The 19,492-nt window shown below is 64.8% G+C and carries 23 protein-coding genes and 1 pseudogene; 6 read left to right on the top strand and 18 right to left on the bottom strand.

Going from position 1 to position 19,492, the window contains the following annotated elements; all coding sequences use genetic code 11:
- Positions 1-22: 22 nt before the first annotated feature.
- The 4 genes and pseudogenes from FG93_RS33845 to FG93_RS13300 all read right to left on the bottom strand — a co-directional run bounded on the left by FG93_RS33845 (position 23) and on the right by FG93_RS13300 (position 2,448).
- Positions 23-988, bottom strand: a complete 966-nt coding sequence (locus FG93_RS33845) for a phosphatase PAP2 family protein (RefSeq protein ID WP_052513714.1) — start codon at positions 986-988, stop codon at positions 23-25.
- Positions 989-1,433: 445 nt separating this feature from the next.
- Positions 1,434-1,544, bottom strand: a pseudogene (locus FG93_RS32875) (IS5/IS1182 family transposase); the annotation flags it as partial.
- 67 nt (positions 1,545-1,611) lie between these two features.
- Positions 1,612-2,124 carry a prepilin peptidase gene (locus FG93_RS13305; protein ID WP_043234999.1) on the bottom strand — a complete coding sequence of 171 codons (513 nt, stop codon included), beginning with the start codon at positions 2,122-2,124 and terminating at the stop codon, positions 1,612-1,614.
- 150 nt (positions 2,125-2,274) lie between these two features.
- Complete coding sequence (locus FG93_RS13300) at positions 2,275-2,448, bottom strand: Flp family type IVb pilin (RefSeq protein ID WP_043234997.1); 174 nt, start codon at positions 2,446-2,448, stop codon at positions 2,275-2,277.
- On the opposite strand from FG93_RS13300, the gene FG93_RS32385 reads away from it, so the two are divergent.
- The 4 genes from FG93_RS32385 to FG93_RS13285 all read left to right on the top strand — a co-directional run bounded on the left by FG93_RS32385 (position 2,447) and on the right by FG93_RS13285 (position 4,784).
- The gene (locus tag FG93_RS32385) at positions 2,447-2,692 is read left to right on the top strand and encodes a hypothetical protein (RefSeq protein ID WP_152579424.1); all 246 of its coding nucleotides are present in this window, start codon (positions 2,447-2,449) and stop codon (positions 2,690-2,692) included. The genes FG93_RS13300 and FG93_RS32385 overlap by 2 nt on opposite strands.
- A 220-nt stretch (positions 2,693-2,912) precedes the next feature.
- Positions 2,913-3,365, top strand: a complete 453-nt coding sequence (locus tag FG93_RS13295) for a pilus assembly protein N-terminal domain-containing protein (protein WP_043235146.1) — start codon at positions 2,913-2,915, stop codon at positions 3,363-3,365.
- A 219-nt stretch (positions 3,366-3,584) separates the two neighbouring features.
- Entirely contained in the window at positions 3,585-4,136 is a 552-nt protein-coding gene (locus FG93_RS31210; protein WP_052513712.1) for a TadE/TadG family type IV pilus assembly protein, read from the top strand.
- 15 nt (positions 4,137-4,151) lie between these two features.
- Positions 4,152-4,784, top strand: coding sequence for a TadE/TadG family type IV pilus assembly protein (locus FG93_RS13285; RefSeq protein WP_052513711.1), 633 nt, complete (start codon positions 4,152-4,154; stop codon positions 4,782-4,784).
- 100 nt (positions 4,785-4,884) lie between these two features.
- Here the strand turns inward: FG93_RS13285 and FG93_RS13280 are convergent, their stop codons facing one another.
- The 8 genes from FG93_RS13280 to FG93_RS13245 form a co-directional block, all read right to left on the bottom strand.
- Positions 4,885-6,384, bottom strand: a complete 1,500-nt coding sequence (locus FG93_RS13280; RefSeq protein ID WP_043235142.1) for a phosphomannomutase/phosphoglucomutase — start codon at positions 6,382-6,384, stop codon at positions 4,885-4,887.
- Between the two features lie 145 nt (positions 6,385-6,529).
- Positions 6,530-7,081 carry a TIGR02281 family clan AA aspartic protease gene (locus tag FG93_RS13275; RefSeq protein WP_043234996.1) on the bottom strand — a complete coding sequence of 184 codons (552 nt, stop codon included), beginning with the start codon at positions 7,079-7,081 and terminating at the stop codon, positions 6,530-6,532.
- A 150-nt stretch (positions 7,082-7,231) separates the two neighbouring features.
- Positions 7,232-8,140 carry a ribokinase gene (locus FG93_RS13270; RefSeq protein ID WP_043234995.1) on the bottom strand — a complete coding sequence of 303 codons (909 nt, stop codon included), beginning with the start codon at positions 8,138-8,140 and terminating at the stop codon, positions 7,232-7,234.
- Entirely contained in the window at positions 8,137-9,033 is an 897-nt protein-coding gene (locus tag FG93_RS13265) for a 2-dehydro-3-deoxygalactonokinase (RefSeq protein ID WP_052513710.1), read from the bottom strand. Before FG93_RS13265 ends, FG93_RS13270 begins: the two co-directional genes overlap by 4 nt.
- A gap of 127 nt (positions 9,034-9,160) precedes the next feature.
- A complete protein-coding gene (pcaG, locus tag FG93_RS13260) occupies positions 9,161-9,739 on the bottom strand; it encodes a protocatechuate 3,4-dioxygenase subunit alpha (protein WP_043234993.1) in 579 nt (192 codons plus the stop codon).
- The gene (gene pcaH / locus FG93_RS13255; protein ID WP_043234991.1) at positions 9,732-10,442 is read right to left on the bottom strand and encodes a protocatechuate 3,4-dioxygenase subunit beta; all 711 of its coding nucleotides are present in this window, start codon (positions 10,440-10,442) and stop codon (positions 9,732-9,734) included. Before pcaH ends, pcaG begins: the two co-directional genes overlap by 8 nt.
- On the bottom strand, positions 10,439-11,209 hold the full coding sequence (locus tag FG93_RS13250) for a CoA-transferase subunit beta (RefSeq protein WP_043234990.1): 771 nt from the start codon (positions 11,207-11,209) through the stop codon (positions 10,439-10,441). Before FG93_RS13250 ends, pcaH begins: the two co-directional genes overlap by 4 nt.
- Before the next feature lie 41 nt (positions 11,210-11,250).
- Positions 11,251-12,108 (bottom strand): CoA transferase subunit A, encoded by an 858-nt coding sequence (locus FG93_RS13245; protein WP_043234989.1) that lies wholly within the window; start codon positions 12,106-12,108, stop codon positions 11,251-11,253.
- Between the two features lie 112 nt (positions 12,109-12,220).
- On the opposite strand from FG93_RS13245, the gene FG93_RS13240 reads away from it, so the two are divergent.
- Positions 12,221-12,958 (top strand): IclR family transcriptional regulator C-terminal domain-containing protein, encoded by a 738-nt coding sequence (locus FG93_RS13240; protein WP_081881517.1) that lies wholly within the window; start codon positions 12,221-12,223, stop codon positions 12,956-12,958.
- Between the two features lie 4 nt (positions 12,959-12,962).
- A complete protein-coding gene (locus FG93_RS13235) occupies positions 12,963-13,859 on the top strand; it encodes a hypothetical protein (protein WP_043234987.1) in 897 nt (298 codons plus the stop codon).
- A 4-nt stretch (positions 13,860-13,863) separates the two neighbouring features.
- Here FG93_RS13235 and FG93_RS31825 read toward each other — a convergent pair whose 3' ends face one another.
- The 6 genes from FG93_RS31825 to FG93_RS13205 all read right to left on the bottom strand — a co-directional run bounded on the left by FG93_RS31825 (position 13,864) and on the right by FG93_RS13205 (position 19,468).
- Positions 13,864-14,529, bottom strand: a complete 666-nt coding sequence (locus tag FG93_RS31825) for a L,D-transpeptidase (RefSeq protein WP_081881516.1) — start codon at positions 14,527-14,529, stop codon at positions 13,864-13,866.
- Between the two features lie 155 nt (positions 14,530-14,684).
- Positions 14,685-15,530, bottom strand: coding sequence for an aldo/keto reductase (locus FG93_RS13225; RefSeq protein WP_043234986.1), 846 nt, complete (start codon positions 15,528-15,530; stop codon positions 14,685-14,687).
- A 25-nt stretch (positions 15,531-15,555) separates the two neighbouring features.
- Positions 15,556-16,878 (bottom strand): folylpolyglutamate synthase/dihydrofolate synthase family protein, encoded by a 1,323-nt coding sequence (locus tag FG93_RS13220; RefSeq protein WP_043234985.1) that lies wholly within the window; start codon positions 16,876-16,878, stop codon positions 15,556-15,558.
- A gap of 35 nt (positions 16,879-16,913) precedes the next feature.
- Positions 16,914-17,813 (bottom strand): acetyl-CoA carboxylase, carboxyltransferase subunit beta, encoded by a 900-nt coding sequence (gene accD / locus FG93_RS13215; protein WP_043234984.1) that lies wholly within the window; start codon positions 17,811-17,813, stop codon positions 16,914-16,916.
- A 37-nt stretch (positions 17,814-17,850) separates the two neighbouring features.
- The gene (trpA, locus tag FG93_RS13210) at positions 17,851-18,696 is read right to left on the bottom strand and encodes a tryptophan synthase subunit alpha (protein ID WP_043234983.1); all 846 of its coding nucleotides are present in this window, start codon (positions 18,694-18,696) and stop codon (positions 17,851-17,853) included.
- Between the two features lie 40 nt (positions 18,697-18,736).
- Positions 18,737-19,468, bottom strand: coding sequence for an SIMPL domain-containing protein (locus FG93_RS13205; RefSeq protein WP_043234981.1), 732 nt, complete (start codon positions 19,466-19,468; stop codon positions 18,737-18,739).
- Between the last annotated feature and the right edge of the window lie 24 nt (positions 19,469-19,492).

Here is a 19,492-nt window from a genome sequence, read left to right as displayed (position 1 = left end):
CGGGGCGCGCGCGAATCGCGCTTCAGGATTCTGCGACTTCCGCAGTCGTGACCACCGGAACGAACCGGGTCGCATCACCGGATGCGGGTTGCAGGAGGCGGTGCGCCAACAGGTAGCAGGCCCCGGCGATGATCAGACCTGCGCCGACATCGACAAAGTAGTGGCCGCCATCGATCGGTGTCGCCGCGATCATCGTCAGGTTCACAGCGGCGACTGGCCAGCGCAGCACCGGGTGTGCGAGCCCGCCGAGCAGCATCAGGAGCCCGAGCGCCGCATGGTAAGATGGAAAGGTGATGATTCCCTGAGCCTTCGCCAGGTCGAGATCGAAGGGAGCGCCCGACCGCAAGGCCTGCATATCATGCACATGCACGAAGGCTGCGGACGGCGACAGATGGGGGAAGTCGGCGGGACTCAGGTTCAGATGGACGAACATCGCCATCGCTGGAAAGAAGCCCGAGATCAGGATCGTCACAAACCCGGCGAGGATCATTGCCAGGATCATCGCACGCGCGGCGCTACCCCGCCCGGTGAACGACAGTGTCACGATCAAGATCAAGACTTGTGGGATGAAACTGTCATAGGCCAATTGAAACAGCAGGCCGAGCAGCGGACGCTGATTAACGGCCTTGAGATAGGCCATCCAGTCGAGCCCAAGAGTACGGTCGACTTCATACAGGACCGAATCCTGCAGGGGAAAACCGAGAGAGGCGAGCAGATAGGAGAATAATGCCCCGACGGCGAAGAAGCCGACGATCTGAGCAGAGCAATCCAAGCCATCGGCGAGCTTATGCTCCGCCCTCCGCTCGCGGTAGAGATGGGCGACGAATGTCAGAACGAGGGCCGCGACAAGCGGCACCAAGAGTGAAACGGCATTGAGGCGGATAGCCGAGAAGGGTAGCCAGGCCAAGTCGATCAGCAGAAGTCCGATGATGATAGACCGGACAAGCTGATTGGATCGCCGCGCCAGTGTCGTATCCGCCGCCGTCATAGTGTCACCTTACGTTGCGGTGGCACTATGCAGCTGAAGATTTAAGCCGAACTCAATCGCGATGGTTAAATTTTTTTGGGGGCGCGAGATGTCCCCGGTCGTTGCCCAGCCCCGGCAAAATCGGCCGGCGCAGCCGACTTGAGATCCCTTGCGCGAGCATGACCATGCCGGAGCCGCAGCGAGCGGAGCTTCTCGACGGCATTCCAGGCGCCGTCGATCGCGAAAGCGAAGGATTTCCAAAGCGTTCGGGGAGAGGCCGCCGTCGCCGCACTCAAAGCCGAAGTCGCAGCAGATTCCGGCCAAGCGCCGCATTGGCCCGCTGATCATCGGCGAGACCCCATGCCGGGTTTGCCTATGCTCGGAACTGGCACGAGATCGCCCGCGCCGCTGGCATTCCCAATTCCTGTGTCGAAAACGGGGGCCGCTAGCCGAAGCCAAGGACGAAAACGCCGATACTGACACGTCGGTCGCCCACCTGGGCGATGCCGCGCGGCTTGTTCGGCAGAAGCGGCTCGATCAATCGCCACTCCATCTCACTCAGATCGTATCGCGCCATCAACGCCTCCTCTCGGAAACGTTGAACCAACCCAAACCCACCATTACAACCTTTATGGGTTCAGAACCTAGAGGCCGATGGCAGCACGCCAGATCGCCGTGTCCGGCAACACGAAGAGCGCCGAGCAGGCAAGGGCGATTCCATAGGGCACGCCCTGATTAGTCTCATGAAGCCGGCGCAACCATGGCCAGTTCTCCCCCAGCGCCGGCAAGGGTACTGTACGCAGCTTGATCACGATGAGTGTCAGCACGGCGCCGAACATGGCAGCCACAAACAGATAGGGCATCAACTGCCCAAAGCCGAACCAGAGCGCCGTGGCGGCAGCCAGTTTGGCATCCCCGCCGCCGATCCAGCCCGCGGCGAACAGGCCGAAGCATATCGCAAGAACAAGGCCCCCTGCGGCAAAATGCCAGGCAATCTGAAGCCAGGGCAGGCCGATGACGAGAGCACTGGGCACGAAAAGCACGGCGAGGCCGAGGCAAAGCCGGTTCGAAATCGTCATCGACAGCAGGTCGCTCGCAGCGGCATAGACCATCGCCGCCGGAAAGAGGACGAGGAGGAACAGCAACGGGAGCGACATCGAATGGTCTCCTGGCAATGCAGCTTCACGAACGATGCGTCAGCATCGCACCCAACCCTGTAAAAGCAGTATCTGGGCGGTCGAGCGGGAACCGGGACGCAAAACGCCCCGGACGAGCCGGGGCGTTCGCTGCGTAAGGCAGAAAGGGATTCAGGCGATGGTCATCAGCGCGGTGCTGATCCGGCCGAACAGCAGGGCGAGCTGCGTGCCGAGAATCGTGGCGGCGCCGATGATGACGACGGCGATCAGGCCCGCGATCAGGCCGTATTCGATGGCGGTCGCGCCGGATTCGTCCTTGGCAAAGCGAGCGAACAGATTCTTCATGACGGAACTCCTATTGCACCACGGTTTGACTGCTGCCTTCGCTCTGAACGGCTTCGGTCAGCGACAAGACGGACACTACCCAGAAGCTCTTGCGGATCAGTTAAACGAAACAAAGCATTCGATGTTCTTTGCATACATTTCCTGGATGGTTAACGCCAGATTTATTGAACTCAAAAGCCGTCACCATGTTAAATATCAATTCATAGTTGAATTTAACGGCGACTATACGTATCCACATAATTGAATTCAGCAGTTCGGCTGATGTTTACCTCGCAGAGAAGCATGACCTGAGACGAGAGTGCATCTCACCCTTTGGGAATCACCGCCTCGATAAACGTGCCTGTGAGGCAGTGTTAGGATTCGGTTCATCATTTTCGGCTTAATTCCAGATGTCGGAAACCTAGGGCGCCACCATGTCGACTGTCCTCAGCTGTGCCCTCCGCCTGCGCCGCGGAGCGCTGGCCATGGCCGCGTCCGGCGCGATCCTGTTGGGAAACGTGCCCGCGGCCCGATCCGCGCCAGAGCCAGCCAGGCCCGAGACGGTCGCCGTTACGGTCGATCACGCCAAGCTCGTCAGGTTGCCGGAAAAGGCCCAGACCGTGATCGTCGGCAATCCGGCGATAGCCGATGTTTCCGTGCAGAGGAACGGGGTGATGGTGGTGACGGGCAAGAGCTTCGGCGTCACCAATCTCATCGCGCTCGATGCCGGCGGCAGCCTGCTGGCTGAATCGCTCGTGCGCGTCAGCGCGGCCGCGGATTCGATTCTCACGGTCCAGCGCGGCATGGAACGGGAAAGCTATTCCTGCACGCCGACCTGCCAACCGACCGTGCAACTCGGAGACGCAACCAAATATTTCGGGGACGTCGGCGGGCAGACGACCAGACGCAATGCTCTCGCCAGCGGCAGCGATAAATAGCGGTCGCGCCGCTCAAGGTGAAAGTTTCGCTAACGCCGGTGCGGCCTCGCTGAGCAAAGCCCTAACAAGTCGGCAATGCTTTCCCGCTAGGGTATTCCCACTGAAGAGCGGAGCCCCCTCGCGGCATCCGTATCCGGATGGTTGGCTTAACTGGTCATGGTCACATCTCTTTCCAGATCGCGCGGACGCGTCGCCCGACGCCTCCTCAGGAACCCACCGTTGGGATCCAACGGCTTTTCCAGCAACCAGAATGGTGCAACTGCCGTCGAATTCGGCCTCGTCGCGATGCCGTTCCTTCTGGTCGTGTTCACGATCATCGAAACGGCGCTGATGCTATGGACAAACCAGGTGCTCCAAGATGCCGTAACGCAGGCGTCGCGGACGCTCCTGACTGGAGAGTCAGTTGCAATCTACAGCACCCCCTCCAACCCCTTGCCGCACGCCGCCAAGACGTCCACGGAAGCGTTCAGGCTCGAGGTCTGTGCACAGGCTCCGGCACTCGTCGATTGCGAGAAGCTGCGTGTCGACGTGCGGGGCTATGCAACACCCGCGGAGGCTCTGGCCGATATGGCCAAGCGCAATCCGCTCAGCGGGAGGACGCTGGACACCAGCGGCTTCAGCTACAATCAGCCTGGAACAAACCAGGTCGTCGTCGTATGGGCGGCGTTACGCTATTCGCTCTACCTGAGCGGCTGGTCAAACTCGCTTGCCAATATCGATGGTGGTGAACGCGCCATCATGGCTATCGCGACGTTCCGAAACGAACCCTAAGGCAGGTGAGACACCATGAGGCCGTTCGTCTCGATCCGCCGCAACAGGGTCGCGCTTCGCCGCCTCAGGCGTCGCCTCCAAAGGGATGGAAGGGGCGTCGCCGCTGTCGAGTTCGCTCTCATCCTGCCCGTGATGCTCGTGCTGTATTATGGCGTTGTCGAGCTCGGGCAGGCCGCCATGGCCGATCGCCGCGTGACCCAACTGAACCGGTCCCTCGTCGATCTCGCCTCACGGAAGACCGCACTGGACGATAACGATGCCGACCTGGCCTTTGCGGTCGGGCAAATGATCATGGGCGCCATCTCCACGCCAACGACGCTAAAGATGACCATCGCCAGTGTCGTCGTGGACGACAAGGGTGTGGCAAAGCTGTGTTGGAGCGCACAGAAAAACACGACCGCTCCGCCGGCAAACATCACATTGCCGGACGGACTGCTCATTCCCAAGACCTCTGTGATCATGGCCGAAGCCAGCTACGTCTATGAACCCTTGCTCGGCGACCTGGTGGTCAAAAGCGCCCTCACCTTGGGTGGCAACAGGATCTACATGCGCCCACGCATGGCCGCGAAAACAGGCACGCTCAACATCGAGCAGGTCGTGCGAATCAAGGGGACTGGCAGCGCCGCCACGACAACCGCCTGCCCCTGAGCTGTTGCGGGCACTCGCCGCTGAAAAGCTCTGCGGCAAGTGGGGTGTCCCGATACGAGGTCGCTCGCTCCGGGACGGCCCTTGCCCGGGCTCGCCAGCCTCAGATCGTCTGATTATACGCGCCGACTTCCGGGTTCTCGCGCAGCACGCCGTCGATGGCTGCAAACATCTCGCGCATGCGTGCTTCCGAGACCGGGCTTTCGCAGACGACGACAAGCTCCGGCTTGTTTGAGGAGGCGCGGACCAGGCCCCAGGTGCCATCCTCGTTGACGACGCGGACGCCGTTGACGGTGATCACGTCGCGGATCTTCTGGCCGGCGATAGTTTCGCCCTTGGTCTGCATCGCCTCGATGCGCTTCGTCACGCGATCGCTGACCTCGTACTTGATCTCGTCGGCGCATTTGGCGGCCATGGTCGGCGTGCCCCAGGTCTTGGGAACGGCAGCATAGAGTTCCGCCATCGACTTATCCGGGTTGCGGTCGAGCATGTCGATGACCGCCAGCGCCGTGACGACACCATCGTCATAGCCGCGCCCGACCGGCGCGTTGAAGAAGAAATGGCCCGACTTCTCGAAACCCGCCAGCGCGTTGAGATCGCGGACACGACGCTTGATGTAGGAATGGCCGGTCTTCCAGTAGTCCGTCTTCACGCCGAGCTTCTGCAGTTCGGGGTCGGTGCTGAAGAGGCCGGTCGATTTCACGTCGACGACGAACTGGGCACCGGGATGCAGCCTGCCGAGGTCGCGCGCCAGCATCACGCCGATCTTGTCGGCGAAGATTTCCTCGCCGTGATTGTCGACCACGCCGCAGCGGTCGCCGTCGCCGTCGAAGCCGAGCGCAACGTCGGCGCCGTGCTGCTTCACGGCATCCGCCATGGCATGCAGCATCTTCATGTCTTCAGGGTTGGGATTGTAACGCGGGAAGGAGTGGTCGAGCTCGGCATCCATCGGGATGACCTCGCAACCGATCGCCTCCAGAACCTGCGGGGCGAAGGCGCCGGCCGTGCCGTTGCCGCAAGCCGCGATGACCTTGAGCTTGCGCGTGATCTTCGGTCGGTTGGTTAGGTCCTTGATGTAGACGGCCGGAAAATCCGGAACGAAGACATAGGAACCGCCGCCCGAAAGCTCGAAATCGGCCGCCAGCACAATATCGCGGAGCTGGCCCATCTCGTCGGGACCGAAGGTGACGGGGCGCTGCGCGCCCATCTTCACGCCGGTCCAGCCATTGTCGTTATGCGAAGCCGTGACCATCGCGACGCAGGGGACGTCGAGCGCGAACTGGGCGAAATAGGCCATCGGAGACATGGCGAGGCCGATATCATGGACCTTGCAGCCCGCCGCCATCAGGCCGGTGACCAGCGCCATCTTGATCGATGACGAGTAGCCGCGGAAATCATGGCCGGTGACGATCTCGGGCTTGATGCCCATGCGCTTGATCAGCGTGCCCAGCCCCATGCCGACGGCCTGCACGCCCATCAGGTTCAGTTCCTTGCCGAAGAACCAGCGCGCGTCATATTCGCGGAACCCCGTCGGCTTCACCATCGGCAGGGATTCATACTCGAAGGTATTCGGGAACAGCTCAGGCAGCGGCTTCGGGAACATCAAGTCATCCATTGCAAGGGAACAAGCAGGGCGAACGAAGCATCAAGCCACATGAATGCAGCCTGACCGTGACACGGCAGCGACGCCGTCTTGACGGATCCTTGGCATAACGGATCGCGGCGGATTAGGGAACGCCGGAGACCGCCTAGCCGCGCAGGATCATGCGGCCGGTCTGGACCTCGTAGCCCTTGAGCTTGCTCAGAAAAGAGGTTCCAAGCAGGCTGACGGACAGCGCCCCGGCGGGCAATACCATGGCCTCGACATTGCGCACGATGATAGCGCCGAGCCTGACCTCGCGCAGGTTCACCCGGGCGCCTCGTACGACGCCGTTGGCTGTGCGCAGCGTGATCTTGTAGTCGGAGGGTGCGGGGCGGATGCCGAGCCCGAGAGCGTCGCTCTCCGTCAGCGCAATGAAACTCGCGCCAGTATCGACCAGCATCCTGACGCGGTAGTTATCGATAGTCGGGTGGACCATGTAATGGCCGCGAGAATCTGCGGCCACGGTGACCGTGGGAGGCTCGCTCGGTCGGGCCGCGGGAGCTGGCGACGAACCAGGCTGCGGGCCGGTCGCGACGGCGGCCATGCCCGGCGTGTCATCATGCCCGAAATGCCCGGCCAGACGCGTGCCGTAAGACATCGCGCCGTAACCGACGGCAAAGGCTACCCCGAGCGCCCAGATGATGGGCCGTTGCGCCATCTGTTTCCAGCCTCCTCCACGTTCCCGGAATGCTGCCCCGAGGACACTGCGGAAGAATGAATGCGAACACACGGATTGGCGGATTTGCCTGGGCTTGCGGGTGACGAATCCAAACAGACTTAACGTATCGTCATCCGGATTGAGGACATCTCAGAGGAACTCGGCGCCAGCCAGGGCCTCGATCTCGGCCTGCCGCGGCACGCTTGGCTGTGCGCCCGGCACCGTGCAGGCGAGCGAGCCCGCCGCGAGCCCGCGCTGGAGCGCGCCGGAAAAACCATAGCCGGCATCAAGCGCCGCCGCGAAGGCCCCGACGAAGCTGTCCCCGGCGGCAACCGTGTCGACGACCTCGACCTTCGGCGCTTCGAGGCGGCGGCGAACGCCGCCATGCCAGCCGACGACGCCCTCGCCACCGAGCGTCACGACACAGGCAATGCCACGCTCGGCGTCGACGCGCTGCGCAAAGGCGTCGGGCTCGCGTTCAGCCCAGTCCCATGCGCGGGCAAGCACCAGCGCCTCGTGCTCGTTGACGATCAGCATGTCCAAGCAATCGAGCAGTTCGGGAGCAGGCGAACCGGCAGGCGCCAGATTCAGGATGACGCGCCCGCCGGCCTGCTTCGCCAGCCGGGCCGCCGCGATGCACTCCGTCTCCGGAACCTCTCGCTGCAAGAGCAGGATGTTGCGCTGGCCAAGTGGCAGGTCAAGCAAGCCATCGGCCCTGGCTTGGGCATTCGCACCGGCCGCCACGACAATCTGATTGGCACCGGCCGGATCGACCGCGATGAAGGCAGCGCCCGTCGGCGCCTCGACCCGCTCGACCAGCGCGAGATCGATTCCGTCGGCGGCCAGCAGCGACAGGGCGATCTCGGCAAAGGCATCGCGCCCGACAGCCCCGACGAGCACCACCTCGGCGCCTGCCCTACGGGCGGCAAGCGCCTGGTTGCCCCCCTTGCCGCCGGGATGCAGCGCATAGCCCGGGCCCATCACCGTCTCGCCGGCGCCCGGCAGGCGCTCGACCGGCGTGACAAGATCGACATTCAGCGACCCGAAGACGGTGATCACGCCAGCAGCCTCGCAGCGAGGCGCTTCACACCCGCAATGAAGGCGTCTTCCGGCGTCGTGATCCGGAACGGCAGGCCCGCCGCCTCGAATGCCGCTCGATAGCTTGCGGCAAGCGCTCCATCGGCCACCAGATCGACGGTGACTGGCCGTCCGAACAGCGCCTGTGCGCCGGCAATCTCCTGACCGACCAGCAGCGCCGAGAGATAGGGGCCGACTGCGCCGCCCTTCATCCGCCCCGCCAAAACCTCGGTGCGCGCCGCAAAGGCTGCATTGAGCAACCCGGCTGGCCGCGCCGCTGCAGCAGAGCCCCGCGCGGCACCGGTGCTTGCGTCGTCTCCCGACGGCTCTTCGGCGAGGCGCGCCAGAATCGAATGCTGACGCAGCAGGCCATAGATCTCGCCGGTCATGAAGCTGGCAAAGCGCGTGATCCGTCCGGCCCGCACTTCGGCCCATTTCGAATGGGTGCCGGGAAGACAGGCGATTCCGTCATCGAGACCAAGGCCGACGATCAGCGTTTCCTCGCCACGCATCACGTCGAAGGCACCATCGTCCCAGGAAAGGCCGGGCAGCACGGTCGCGCCTGTTCCGTCCTCCAGCGTCACCGCGATGCCGGCAGCTGCCAGCGCCTCGGGCAAGGCCGGGCACGCGACGTAAGGCGCCTCGACCCAGCCATTACGGCTGCCGACCATCCCGGCGAGCACGATCGCGGCATCCGGCCGCTTGCGGCGGAAATCACCGGCGATCCCCTCGAAAGCCGCTGGGAACCCGCCGGCCGGCACTGATTGGATGCCCTGGTCCGCAATCCGCCGATCCATCACGCTGCCATCCTCGCCGATGAGGAAGGCGCGGGCGCGGGTGGTGCCCCAGTCGAGCGCGATCAAGGGTTTCGGCATGGCGGGCTCCGGCACGGCGTCAGTGATAGCTCTGCCTTGCCGCGTCAGGCGCGGGCGAAGCAAAGCACTGACCCGACTATCTCCTTGGCCCGCAAGCCGGGGTCAAGCCCGCGCGCGTCGCACAGGCTCAGACGTCGAAGAAGACCGTCTCGCCCTCGCCCTGCAGCCGGATGTCGAAATGGAAGACGCCGTCCGGGCCGCGTTGCGCGATTAGCGTTTCACGGCGCTCATGCGGGACCAGCGCGAGCACGGGATCGGCCGCATTGGCAGAGTCGTCCGAGAAATAGATGCGAGTCACCAGCCGGAGCAGGAGCCCGCGCGCGAAGACCGAAACGGCGAGATGCGGCGCCTGCTTCGTGCCGTCAGGGCCCTGCACAGAGCCCGGCCGAACCGTCTCGAAGTGGAAAAAGCCTTCCGGCGACGTTTCTGCCCGGCCGAAGCCCGTGAAGCCGGCATTGCCACCGGCATTATGACGTCCATCCGCATCCGCCTGCCAGATCTCGATCATGGCGTCCGGAACCGGCTCGCCATCACCATCGAGGACATGGCCACGAATGGTGATGCGCTCGCCCGGAACGCCATCAGTCGCGACCCGCTCATTGACCAGCTCCGAACCGCCATAGGCGCGGGGCGTCAGCGCATAGGCGTAGAAGGGACCGACTGTCTGCGAGGGGGTGAGGCCCAAGGCGGCCCTGCGCTCAGTCATCATGCGGCTCCTCGAGCGGCGTCGCGTTGCGACCGCGCAGGACGATGTCGAACTGGTAGCCCAGCGCCCATTCCGGCTCGGTCGTGTCGATATCGAAGCGCGAGATCAGGCGCTCGCGCGCCTTCGCATCCGGGATCGACTGGAAGATCGGGTCATAGGCGAAGAGCGGATCGCCCGGGAAATACATCTGGGTGATCACGCGCGAGAGGAAGCTCGGCCCGAATAGCGAGAAATGGATATGGGCCGGGCGCCAGGCATTGTGATGGTTGCGCCAGGGATAGGCGCCGGGCTTGATCGTGACGAAGCGATAGCGCCCCTCCGCATCGGTCAGTGCCCGGCCGGCCCCCGTGAAATTCGGATCGAGCGGGGCGGGATGCTGATCGCGCAGATGGACGTAGCGCCCGGCCGCGTTGGCTTGCCAGATCTCGATCAGGGTATGCGGCACCGGCCTGCCATCCTCGTCGAGCACCCGGCCCGTCACGATGATCCGCTCGCCGAGCGGCTCGCCCTCATGCCGCAAGGTCAGATCTGAATCGCCGGCTTGCACGGCGCTATGACCGAACGCCGGACCGCTAATCTCCGACAGCGTATGCGGCAGCAGGATCAGCGGCTGGGAGGGCGCGCGCTTCAGCGTGCTCGCATAGGCCGGCGATGCGTTGAGCGGATGGGCCTTCAGGCCATCGCGCGGATAGATCAGACTCATGCCGCAACTCCATGCGCTCGCTTGGTCCGGGCATGCAGATCGCGCAGGATCTCGATCTCCTGCGCGGTCGGCGCCGGAGTCTCCACGAGTTTGCCAGCGAAGCGCAAGGTCCAGCCGCAACCGGCCTGGACCTGATCACGTGTCACGCCGGGATGCAGCGCGGTCACGGTCAGTTCCGCCGTCTCGGAATCGGGTTCCATCACGCAGAGATCGGTGATCACCTTGGTCGGCCCCTTGGTCTTGAGGCCGAGCCGTTCCCGGTCGCCCTTGCCCTTGCCGTGGCCGAAGGAGGTGATGAAGGGCAGCGTCTCGACGAAGGCGCGCGAGCCCATCGCCATGGTGATGAAGATCTCGCCGCAATTGCTGGCGATCTCCGGCGCGCCGCCGCCACCGGGAAGCCTCACCTTCGGCGCGGCATAATCCCCGACGACCGTGGTGTTCAGATTGGCATAGCGATCGATCTGCGCGCCGCCCAGGAAACCAATGGTGATCCGCCCGCCCTGCAGCCAGTAACGGAACATCTCGGGCACACCGACCGTGGTCAGCGCGGTATCGCAGAGTTCGCCGTCGCCGATCGAAAGCGGCAACACGGAGGGACGGGTCGAGAGCGTGCCGGATTCGTAGATCAGCGTGATCCTCGGCGCATGGGTCAGGCGCGCCAGGTTGCAGGCCGCCGAGGGCGCACCGATGCCGACGAAGCAGACGTCGTCATTGGTCAGCAGGCGGGCGGCCGCGATGCTCATCATCTCGGTGGGCGTGTGGCTCATGGGTGTGTGGCTCATGGGAATTTGGCTCATGGCGCTCACCCTCACGCGGCCTGCCGAGCAAGGCCGGCATGGTGCGCAAACACCTCCGGGCCCTGCTCCAGGACATTTGCCTTCATCCAGGCCAGGAATGGGTCGCGCTCCCGGGCGATCTTGTCCCAGGCAATGTAGAAGTCGTTGGCGCGCTTGTAATAACCGTGGGCGTAGGACGGATAGGCGCCGCCCGGCACCCTGGCGATGGCGGTCACCGCCCAGGACGGCAGGATGACGGCATTGGCATTGCGTGGGCCAAAGTCCTCGACGATCTCCTCGACGGTGACCAGCGAACGCTTGGCGGCCAGCACGACCTCCTTCTGCACGCCGACAATGCCTTCGAGCAGGACATTGCCCTCGCGATCAGCCTTCAGCGCATGAATGACGGCGGCATCAGGCCGGATGGCGGGAACCGTCGCCAGAACCTCGCCGGTATAGGGGCAAGTGACGGACCTGATCCGGGGATTGACCTTGGGCAGGTCGACGCCCTTGTAGCCGCGAAACACCGCGAAGGGCAGGTTGGCGGCGCCGGCCTCGTAGGCATTGGCCATGGCCGCGTGGCTGTGCTCTTCAAGCTCAAGCTTGTGCGGCCAGCCATTCTCAACTGCATCGCGCAGGCGGTGCAGCGAGCCGACGCCAGGATTGCCGCCCCAGGAGAAGACCAGCTTCTCGGCGCAGCCCATGCCGATCATCTGATCGTAGATCAGGTCCGGCGTCATGCGGATCAGCGTCAGCCGCTTGCGCCCCTGGCGGATCGCCTCATGACCGGCAGCATGCGGGATGAGGTGAGTGAAGCCTTCCATCGCGACGGAGCAGCCGTCACGCACCACCGACTCGATCCCCTCGGCGAGGGAGACGAACTCAGCCACCTTGACATCTCCTCATATTGTGCGTTAATCGCACATCGTTTTGATTTTCGCACAATAGCTGTTGCACCAGCAGGGGTCAAGATTGGACACGACAGCGTCGGATCGCGACCATATGGCCGCCCTGGAAAAGGGGCTGGCCGTGATCGAATGCTTCGACGCGGCACATGAGAAGCTGACCATCGCAGATGTGGCGCGCGCCACCGAGCTGTCCCGCGCAGCGGCCCGGCGCTGCCTTTTGACCCTCACAAGGATCGGCTACGCCGAATTCGACGGCAAGTTCTTCCGGCTGACGCCGCGGGTGCTCCGGCTCGGCCATGCCTGGCTGGCCTCCAGCGCCCTGCCCCAGCTCGTCCAGCCCTTCCTGGAGCGGTTGTCCGAGGAAACCCACGAATCCTCCTCGGCTTCGCTGCTCGACGGGCACGAGATCGTCTATATCGCGCGTTCGGCGCAGAGGCGGATCATGTCCGTCGGCCTTTCCGTCGGCTCGCGCCTGCCCGCCTTCTGCACCTCGATGGGGCGCGTCCTGCTCGCAGCGCTGCCATCGGACGCGGCACGCGAACGGATTCTGGCCGGCCGACCGCGAGCGCTGACGCCCCATACCGTGACAGACCCCGAGCGGATCATGACCGCCTTGGCGGCGGCGCGCGAACAGGGTTACAGCGTGGTCGATCAGGAACTTGAACTCGGCCTGATCTCGATGGCACTCCCCCTTGCCAATGCGCGTGGCGAGACCGTTGCCGCCTTCAATATCTCCGGGCAGGTGCAGCGAACCTCGGCCGAGGAGATGGTGGCGCAGTTCCTGCCGCGCATGCGCTCGATGCAGGCGATGCTGCGCCCGCTGATCAAGTGAGGACATGACGATGCTTGCCCTGCAGTCCGGACCTCTCTCCGCCGCGGTCGCGCCCGAGATCGGCGCGATGGTGACCGCGCTCGAATGGCGCGCGCCTGACGGGCAGTTGCATTCGCTCCTGCGGGCACCGGCGGGGGCGATGCCCTCGACCGAAGCCCCTAATCGCTTCGGCAGCTGGGCCATGCTGCCCTTTGCCAATCGCGCCTTCGATTGCATCATCGACGATGGCGAGCAGCGCTTTCGGGTGCCGGCCAACGATCCCGCGGGAACCGGCAGCATTCATGGTTTCGGCTGGCAGTCGGCCTGGGAGGTCGTGCGGTATGACCACGGCCATACCGTTCTGGAATATCGGCGCAGCACCGGTGAAGACCCCTACCGCTACCGCGCGCGGCAGGAGATCAGCCTCGACGATTCCGGTATGACCATCGCCCTTGCGATCATCAACGAGGCGGACGTCGCCCTACCCTTCGGTTTCGGGCTGCATCCCTGGTTTCCCGCGGCCGCGGATACGCGCCTCAGGATGTGCTCCGAGGGCGCGCTGATCCTCGGCAACGGCTTCCGCGCGAGCGGCGCGCAAGACCTCGAAGGCGGCGGCCCCTATGCAACCGGCCCGCTCTTCGCAACTGAGACGGAAACAGCCTGGAGCTTCCTCGGCTGGGATGGCATTGCGCGCATGGAAACACCTTCGCGCGGCGTCGCCATTACCGTAACGGCGAGCGAAACGCTGCGCAGCCCGGTCGTATGGGCGCCTGCCGGCGCCGACTTCCTCTGCGTCGAGCCGCAAAGCCACGCCATCGGTTCGCCGAGCGAGACTGCAGCGCGTGCAGCCTCTCCGCTCACGCGGCTTCAACCGGGCGAGACGCTCAGCGGCTGGATGCGGATCGCCGTGGAGGCGATCTGAAGCCTTATCTCCAGGTCGGCCCGGCCCGGTAGGGCTGGTAGCCATAGGCGTTGGGCGGCAGGGTCGGCCGCATGAAGAGCTGATCACGCGCCGCATCCCAGTTCGGCACGCCGCGCTGATGCGCGATCGCTGCCGCCCGCTGGTTGGATTTCGACTGTGCGATGGCGACCTTGTTCTTATGGGAAGCCTTTGCAAGCTTGCTCTTGGCACCGCCTGCCTTGGCAAATTGCGACAACCCATCCGAGCTGGCCCCGTTCAGCGCGATGCGCGTCTGGCCGGCACCGTGCTTCTTGACCAGCGTGAACAGCTTGGCAGCATTTGCAGGATGCAGGCGGATGCAGCCATGCGATGCCGGCCGGCCAAGCGCACCCACCGAGGTCGTGCCATGGATGGCATAGCCACCGCGGAAGAACACGGAATAGGGCATCGCTCCGCCAAATTTGCGCGAGTACCAGCTCCGCTCCAGCCGCGTCGGGCGATAGACGCCGTTGGGCGAGCGGAAACCCTTGCGGCCGGATGAGATCGCCCAGTTGTAGATCTCTCCGTCAGTCGTCGTCACCTGCATGCGCTGGGCGGCAAGGTCGACGCGAACCTGAACGCCGGCCTGGGCCGAAGCCAGGCCGGCAAGCGAAAGAAACAATACGGCGAGGACGCCAAGGACGCGACGCATCACAGCACTCCTGAAGACGCAACCGTTGCAAGAATTCGGCGTTGTCGGATGCAGTGCTCCGCCGCCTTTACTCTAGGAAACGCCTGTCAGCCCCCAGTTGTAAAGCAGAAAGCCACAACTTGGTTTCCGCAAGGTCGGTTGGCCTGCAGACGGCCCTATAGCATCGGCAGGGAGCGGGGCTTGGGCCCACGTGGAAAAGCAGCGTCGATCCGCGCGATCTCGCTGTCGCTCAGGCGCAGATGCAGCGCGCCGGCATTGTCCTCGACATGCTCGACCGTGGCGGCCTTCGGGATCGCGAAGACCGGGGAGCGGCGGGTCAGGAAGGCAAGCGCGACCTGACGCGATGTTGCTCCGTGCGAGATCGCGACATCGGCGAGCACGTGTCCGCCGGCGCTTGCGGGCAGGGGGAAATCATCCTGACCAAATGGGCTGTAGGCGGTCACCGCAACGCCGTGGCGCTCACACCAGGGGATCACCTCATGCTCGATGGCGCGTTCGCCGAGATGATACAGCACCTGGTTGCAGGCGATGCCGCCCTCGCCTGCAATCGCGAGCGCCTCGTCGAGATCATCGACATCGAAATTGCTGACTCCCCAGGATAGAAGCTTGCCCTCGCGCTTCAGGTCCTCGAAGGCCGCGAAAGTCTCCTCCAGCGCGTATGATCCGCGCCAATGCAGCAGGAAGCAGTCGAGCCTGTCCGTACGGAGCCGCTTCAGCGTATCCTCACAGGCCTTGCGCGTACCGGCACGAGAGGCGTTGTACGGCAGTACCTTCGAGACGAGGAAGACGTCGTCTCTCCGCCCGGCGATGGCCTCTCCGACAATCTCCTCCGAGCGACCGGAGCCATACATCTCAGCCGTGTCGAGATGGCGCAGGCCAAGGTCGAGTCCGCGACGCAAAGCCGCCACCGCGCCGGCAGGGTCCGCGAGTTCGATGTTCCAGGTACCCTGCCCGATGACGGGGATGGAAGGACCATTGGCTCCAAATTGCCGGGCCTGCATCGCGCGCTCCCCATCTGTTGCGGTGTCACACCGGCGGCGTGCCGTTGGCCGAGAGTACCTCGCCCGCCAGATAGAGCGAGCCGCAGATCAGGACGCGCGGAGGCGCCCTCCAGGGCCGCACCGCGATCTCGCGCAGCGCCTGCTCGACGGAACCCGCGACCTCGGCATTCAGCCCGGCGCCGCGCGCGAGAGCCGCAACCTCCTCGGCCGGGCGGGCGGCAAGCTGGTTGTGGATCGGCACGGCGAAGAGCGCATGAGCCAGGCCCTTGAAATGCCCGAGCGTCGCCACCGCGTCCTTTGTCGAGAGCAGTCCCGCGATCATGACGAGCGGAGCCGGATTCTTCTCCTCCAGATCGGCCATGGCCTGCGCGAGAACGCGGCCGCCATCGGGATTATGACCGCCATCGAGCCAGAGCTCGGCGCCAGGGGGCACGAGTTCTGCGAGTTGGCCGCGCGCCAGCCTTTGCAGCCGTGCCGGCCATTCGGCATTGAGCATGCCCTGCTCGAAGGCACGCGCCGGCAGGCCGCCATAACCGGCTGCGCGCAAGGCCGCGATGGCCGTACCGGCATTGATGTGTTGATGACGCCCTGTGAGGCGCGGCAGCGGCAGATCAAGCAGGCCGTCGCCATCCTCATAGACCAGGCGTCCGCCCGCCTCGTGAATGTTGAAGTCCTGCGCGCCGACCAGAATTTTCGAGGCGCCTGCGCGCTCGGCCGCAGCTTCCAGCACGGCCGTCGGCTCCGGTTCCTGCGGTGCGATCACCGCCGGGGCTCCGCGCTTGAAGATACCGGCCTTCTCGCCCGCGATCTTGGTCACGGTATCGCCGAGATACTCGGCGTGATCCATCGAGACCGGCGTCACCACCGTACAGGCCGGATGCGCAACGACATTGGTCGTATCGAAGCGGCCGCCGAGGCCGACCTCGAGCAGCAGAACATCGGCCTTGTGCTCCGAGAAGAGCAGCATGGCAGCCGAAGTGGTGATCTCGAAGAAGGTGATCTGGTCGCCGGCATTGGCCCGCTCGCAGCGCTCCAGCGCCTCGACCAGCACGGCCTCGTCGACGAAGCGACCACCGCCCGGCCGGCCGAGCCGGATGCGCTCGTGAAAGCGCACCAGATGCGGCGACGTGTAGACATGGACGCTGAGACCCGCCGCCTCGAGGATCGCCCGCATGAAGGCGATGGTCGAGCCCTTGCCGTTGGTGCCAGCGACATGGATCACCGGCGGCAGGCGCTTGTGCGGATCGTCGAGCCGCTCCAGCAAGGTCAGGATACGGCCCAGCGAGAGATCGATCAGCTTGGGATGCAGCGCCAGGAAACGCGCCAGCAGCGTGTCGGAAGACCCCATGATGCGTTCGGCCCCCGGCCGTCTCGTGATCCGTGTCAGGCCGCTTCGGGGACGGGCCCGACCGGCTGCTTGGCGTCTGCAGTCGGCTCGGACTGCTTGGTCAGCAGGCGGCCGAGCCGCGCCAGTGTCGCCGGAATGTGGTGGCGATGGACAACCATGTCGACCATGCCGTGATCCTTGAGATATTCGGCGCGCTGGAAGCCTTCGGGCAGCTTCTCGCGGATGGTCTGCTCGATGACGCGCGGACCTGCGAAACCGATCAAGGCTCCAGGCTCGGCGATGTGGACGTCGCCCAGCATCGCGTAGGACGCGGTGACGCCGCCGGTGGTCGGGTTGGTCAGAACCACAAAATAGGGCAATCCAGCCGCGCGCAGACGCCTGATCGCGACCGTCGTCCGCGGCAGCTGCATCAGCGAAAGGATGCCCTCCTGCATGCGCGCACCGCCGGAGGCCGCGAACACGACATAGGGGGTCTTCTTCTCGAGCGCTGTCTCGGCGCCCTTGATGAAGGCTTCGCCCGCCGCCATGCCGAGCGAGCCGCCCATGAAGTGGAAGTCCTGCACGGCAATCGTCAGGGGCAGGCCCTGGACGCGGCCAAAGCCGACCTTGAAGGCATCGGCTGCGCCGGTCTTGGCGCGAGCGTCCTTGAGGCGGTCGACATAGCGCTTCTCGTCACGGAACTTCAGCGGATCGACCGCGACCTCCGGCAGCGGGACATCGACCCATTTGCCTTCGTCGAAGGTCAGGCGCAGCCGGTCCTGCGCGGTGACGCGCATATGGTGGTCGGAGCCCGGAATGACGAAGCCATTGGCCTCGACGTCCTTGTGGAAGACCATTTGCCCGGAATCAGGGCACTTGATCCAAAGGTTCTCGGGGCTCTCACGCTTGAACAGCGTCTTGATGCGCGGGCGAACGACTTCGGAAATCCAGTTCATCGGATCATCCTTGAAACGTGTGACTGGAGCGGCCGGCTCAGGCCGCCTTGGAGACCGTGCGGATGCCGGCAGCCAGTTCCGTGACCAGCGAGATGACCGCCGAAACCGTCTTTTCCGTGGCCTTGCCCTCGGTGTCCAGCGAGAGGCGGACCCGCTCGACCAGAGCGGAACCGACTACGACCCCGTCAGCGCCCTTCGCGATGGCCGCGGCATCGGCCGCCGTCTTCACGCCAAAGCCGACAGCAACCGGCAAGTCCGTGTGACGCTTGATACGGGCGACCGCATCGCCAACCGCGTCATAGCTCGCGATCGCGCCGCCGGTGACGCCGGTCATCGAGACATAGTAGACGAACCCCGAGGTGTTGCTGAGGACCTTCGGCAGGCGCTTGTCGTCGGTCGTCGGCGTGGCCAGACGGATGAAGCTGATTCCGGCCTGAAGGGCCGGCAGGCAGAGCTCGGAATCCTCTTCCGGCGGCAGGTCGACGACGATGAGCCCGTCGACGCCGATCCGGCGCGCATCCTGCAGGAAGCGCCCGACGCCATAGGCCCAGATCGGATTGTAGTAACCCATCAGCACGATCGGCGTGTCATGGCCGGCCTTGCGGAAGGCCTCGACCATGGCGAGCGTCTTCTTCAGCGTCTGGCCTGCCTTCAAGGCTCGCTGGCCGGCAAGCTGAATCGGTACGCCGTCAGCCATCGGATCGGTGAAGGGCACGCCGAGCTCGATCACATCCGCGCCTGCCTCGGGCAGGGCATTGAGGATCGCGCTTGCGGTCTCGAAATCCGGATCGCCAGCGGTGACGAAGGTCACCAGTGCTGCCCGGCCTTGGGCAGCACAAGCGGCGAAGCGGGACTGGATGCGGGTCTGGCCGGTCTCTGTCATGAGCGTGCGGTTAGCATGAAGGGGGCGGGCTGGCGAGGGCTCAGGGCGCGATCCGCCAAACCGTACGCAGCGAACTCGTCACGGTGATCTCGCCGGGTTCGATCGAAATCGGCGCAGCACCAGCCGCCATGCGGAAGGCACGGACATCGCCCGCGCCGCGGCCCGGAACCTCCGCTTCCGCCTCGACGATCGAGACCAGTTCCCCGACCTTCACGCCGAGCGCCGTGGCATGGAGTTCGGCGCGCGCGCGCGCCACTTCGGCCGCCTTGAGGCGGGCGGTATCCTTGGCCTTGCTCTCATCAGCCAGCCCGAAGCTGATTCCGGACATCTCGTTTGCGCCGGCCTTGGCCAGGGCGTCGATCAGCGGTCCGGCCTTGGCGAGGTCGCGCACGGTGACGGTCAAGCCGGTGCGGGCCTCGTAGCCGTCGATCGTGGCGGCGCGCGGCGGCTTCGGACCTGGAGACACGGGAGGCTGCGTCATGCGCGGCATCAGCGAGACCTGTGAGGTCATCAGATCGCCCGGGGCGATGCCCGCAGCCTTGACGGCCTCGACCAGCCTGGCCAGCGCCGGCGTGTTCTGGGCAAGAGCCTCGGCGGCTGTCTTGCCTTCGCTGACGATCCCGGCCTGCAGGATGGCGATATCGGGCCTGACCCTGACCTCCCCCTCGGTACGGATGACGATCCCCTCGGCGGGAGCCAACGCAGTCACGGTCTCGGCCATTACGGGGCCCGACAAAACCAGCATGGCGGCGAGCAGGATCGTCTTCTTCATCGCTTTATCCTCAGGCTTTCGGGC

The organism is Allobosea sp. LC85 (assembly GCF_000735605.1).
In the GTDB taxonomy this organism is placed as follows: domain Bacteria; phylum Pseudomonadota; class Alphaproteobacteria; order Rhizobiales; family Beijerinckiaceae; genus Allobosea.
This window is presented reverse-complemented; position numbering and strand designations above follow the sequence as displayed.

Coding starts and splice junctions, on each gene's coding strand:
- FG93_RS33845 (WP_052513714.1), bottom strand. CDS start 988: ATGACGGCGGCGGATACGACACTGGCGCGGCGATCCAATCAGCTTGTC.
- FG93_RS13305 (WP_043234999.1), bottom strand. CDS start 2,124: ATGTCGCTCCCGTTGCTGTTCCTCCTCGTCCTCTTTCCGGCGGCGATG.
- FG93_RS32385 (WP_152579424.1), top strand. CDS start 2,447: ATGACGGAACTCCTATTGCACCACGGTTTGACTGCTGCCTTCGCTCTG.
- FG93_RS13300 (WP_043234997.1), bottom strand. CDS start 2,448: ATGAAGAATCTGTTCGCTCGCTTTGCCAAGGACGAATCCGGCGCGACC.
- FG93_RS13295 (WP_043235146.1), top strand. CDS start 2,913: ATGGCCGCGTCCGGCGCGATCCTGTTGGGAAACGTGCCCGCGGCCCGA.
- FG93_RS13285 (WP_052513711.1), top strand. CDS start 4,152: ATGAGGCCGTTCGTCTCGATCCGCCGCAACAGGGTCGCGCTTCGCCGC.
- FG93_RS13280 (WP_043235142.1), bottom strand. CDS start 6,384: ATGTTCCCGAAGCCGCTGCCTGAGCTGTTCCCGAATACCTTCGAGTAT.
- FG93_RS13275 (WP_043234996.1), bottom strand. CDS start 7,081: ATGGCGCAACGGCCCATCATCTGGGCGCTCGGGGTAGCCTTTGCCGTC.
- FG93_RS13265 (WP_052513710.1), bottom strand. CDS start 9,033: ATGCCGAAACCCTTGATCGCGCTCGACTGGGGCACCACCCGCGCCCGC.
- pcaG (WP_043234993.1), bottom strand. CDS start 9,739: ATGACTGAGCGCAGGGCCGCCTTGGGCCTCACCCCCTCGCAGACAGTC.
- pcaH (WP_043234991.1), bottom strand. CDS start 10,442: ATGAGTCTGATCTATCCGCGCGATGGCCTGAAGGCCCATCCGCTCAAC.
- FG93_RS13250 (WP_043234990.1), bottom strand. CDS start 11,209: ATGAGCCACACGCCCACCGAGATGATGAGCATCGCGGCCGCCCGCCTG.
- FG93_RS13240 (WP_081881517.1), top strand. CDS start 12,221: ATGGCCGCCCTGGAAAAGGGGCTGGCCGTGATCGAATGCTTCGACGCG.
- FG93_RS13235 (WP_043234987.1), top strand. CDS start 12,963: ATGACGATGCTTGCCCTGCAGTCCGGACCTCTCTCCGCCGCGGTCGCG.
- FG93_RS31825 (WP_081881516.1), bottom strand. CDS start 14,529: ATGCGTCGCGTCCTTGGCGTCCTCGCCGTATTGTTTCTTTCGCTTGCC.
- FG93_RS13225 (WP_043234986.1), bottom strand. CDS start 15,530: ATGCAGGCCCGGCAATTTGGAGCCAATGGTCCTTCCATCCCCGTCATC.
- FG93_RS13220 (WP_043234985.1), bottom strand. CDS start 16,878: ATGGGGTCTTCCGACACGCTGCTGGCGCGTTTCCTGGCGCTGCATCCC.
- accD (WP_043234984.1), bottom strand. CDS start 17,813: ATGAACTGGATTTCCGAAGTCGTTCGCCCGCGCATCAAGACGCTGTTC.
- trpA (WP_043234983.1), bottom strand. CDS start 18,696: ATGACAGAGACCGGCCAGACCCGCATCCAGTCCCGCTTCGCCGCTTGT.
- FG93_RS13205 (WP_043234981.1), bottom strand. CDS start 19,468: ATGAAGAAGACGATCCTGCTCGCCGCCATGCTGGTTTTGTCGGGCCCC.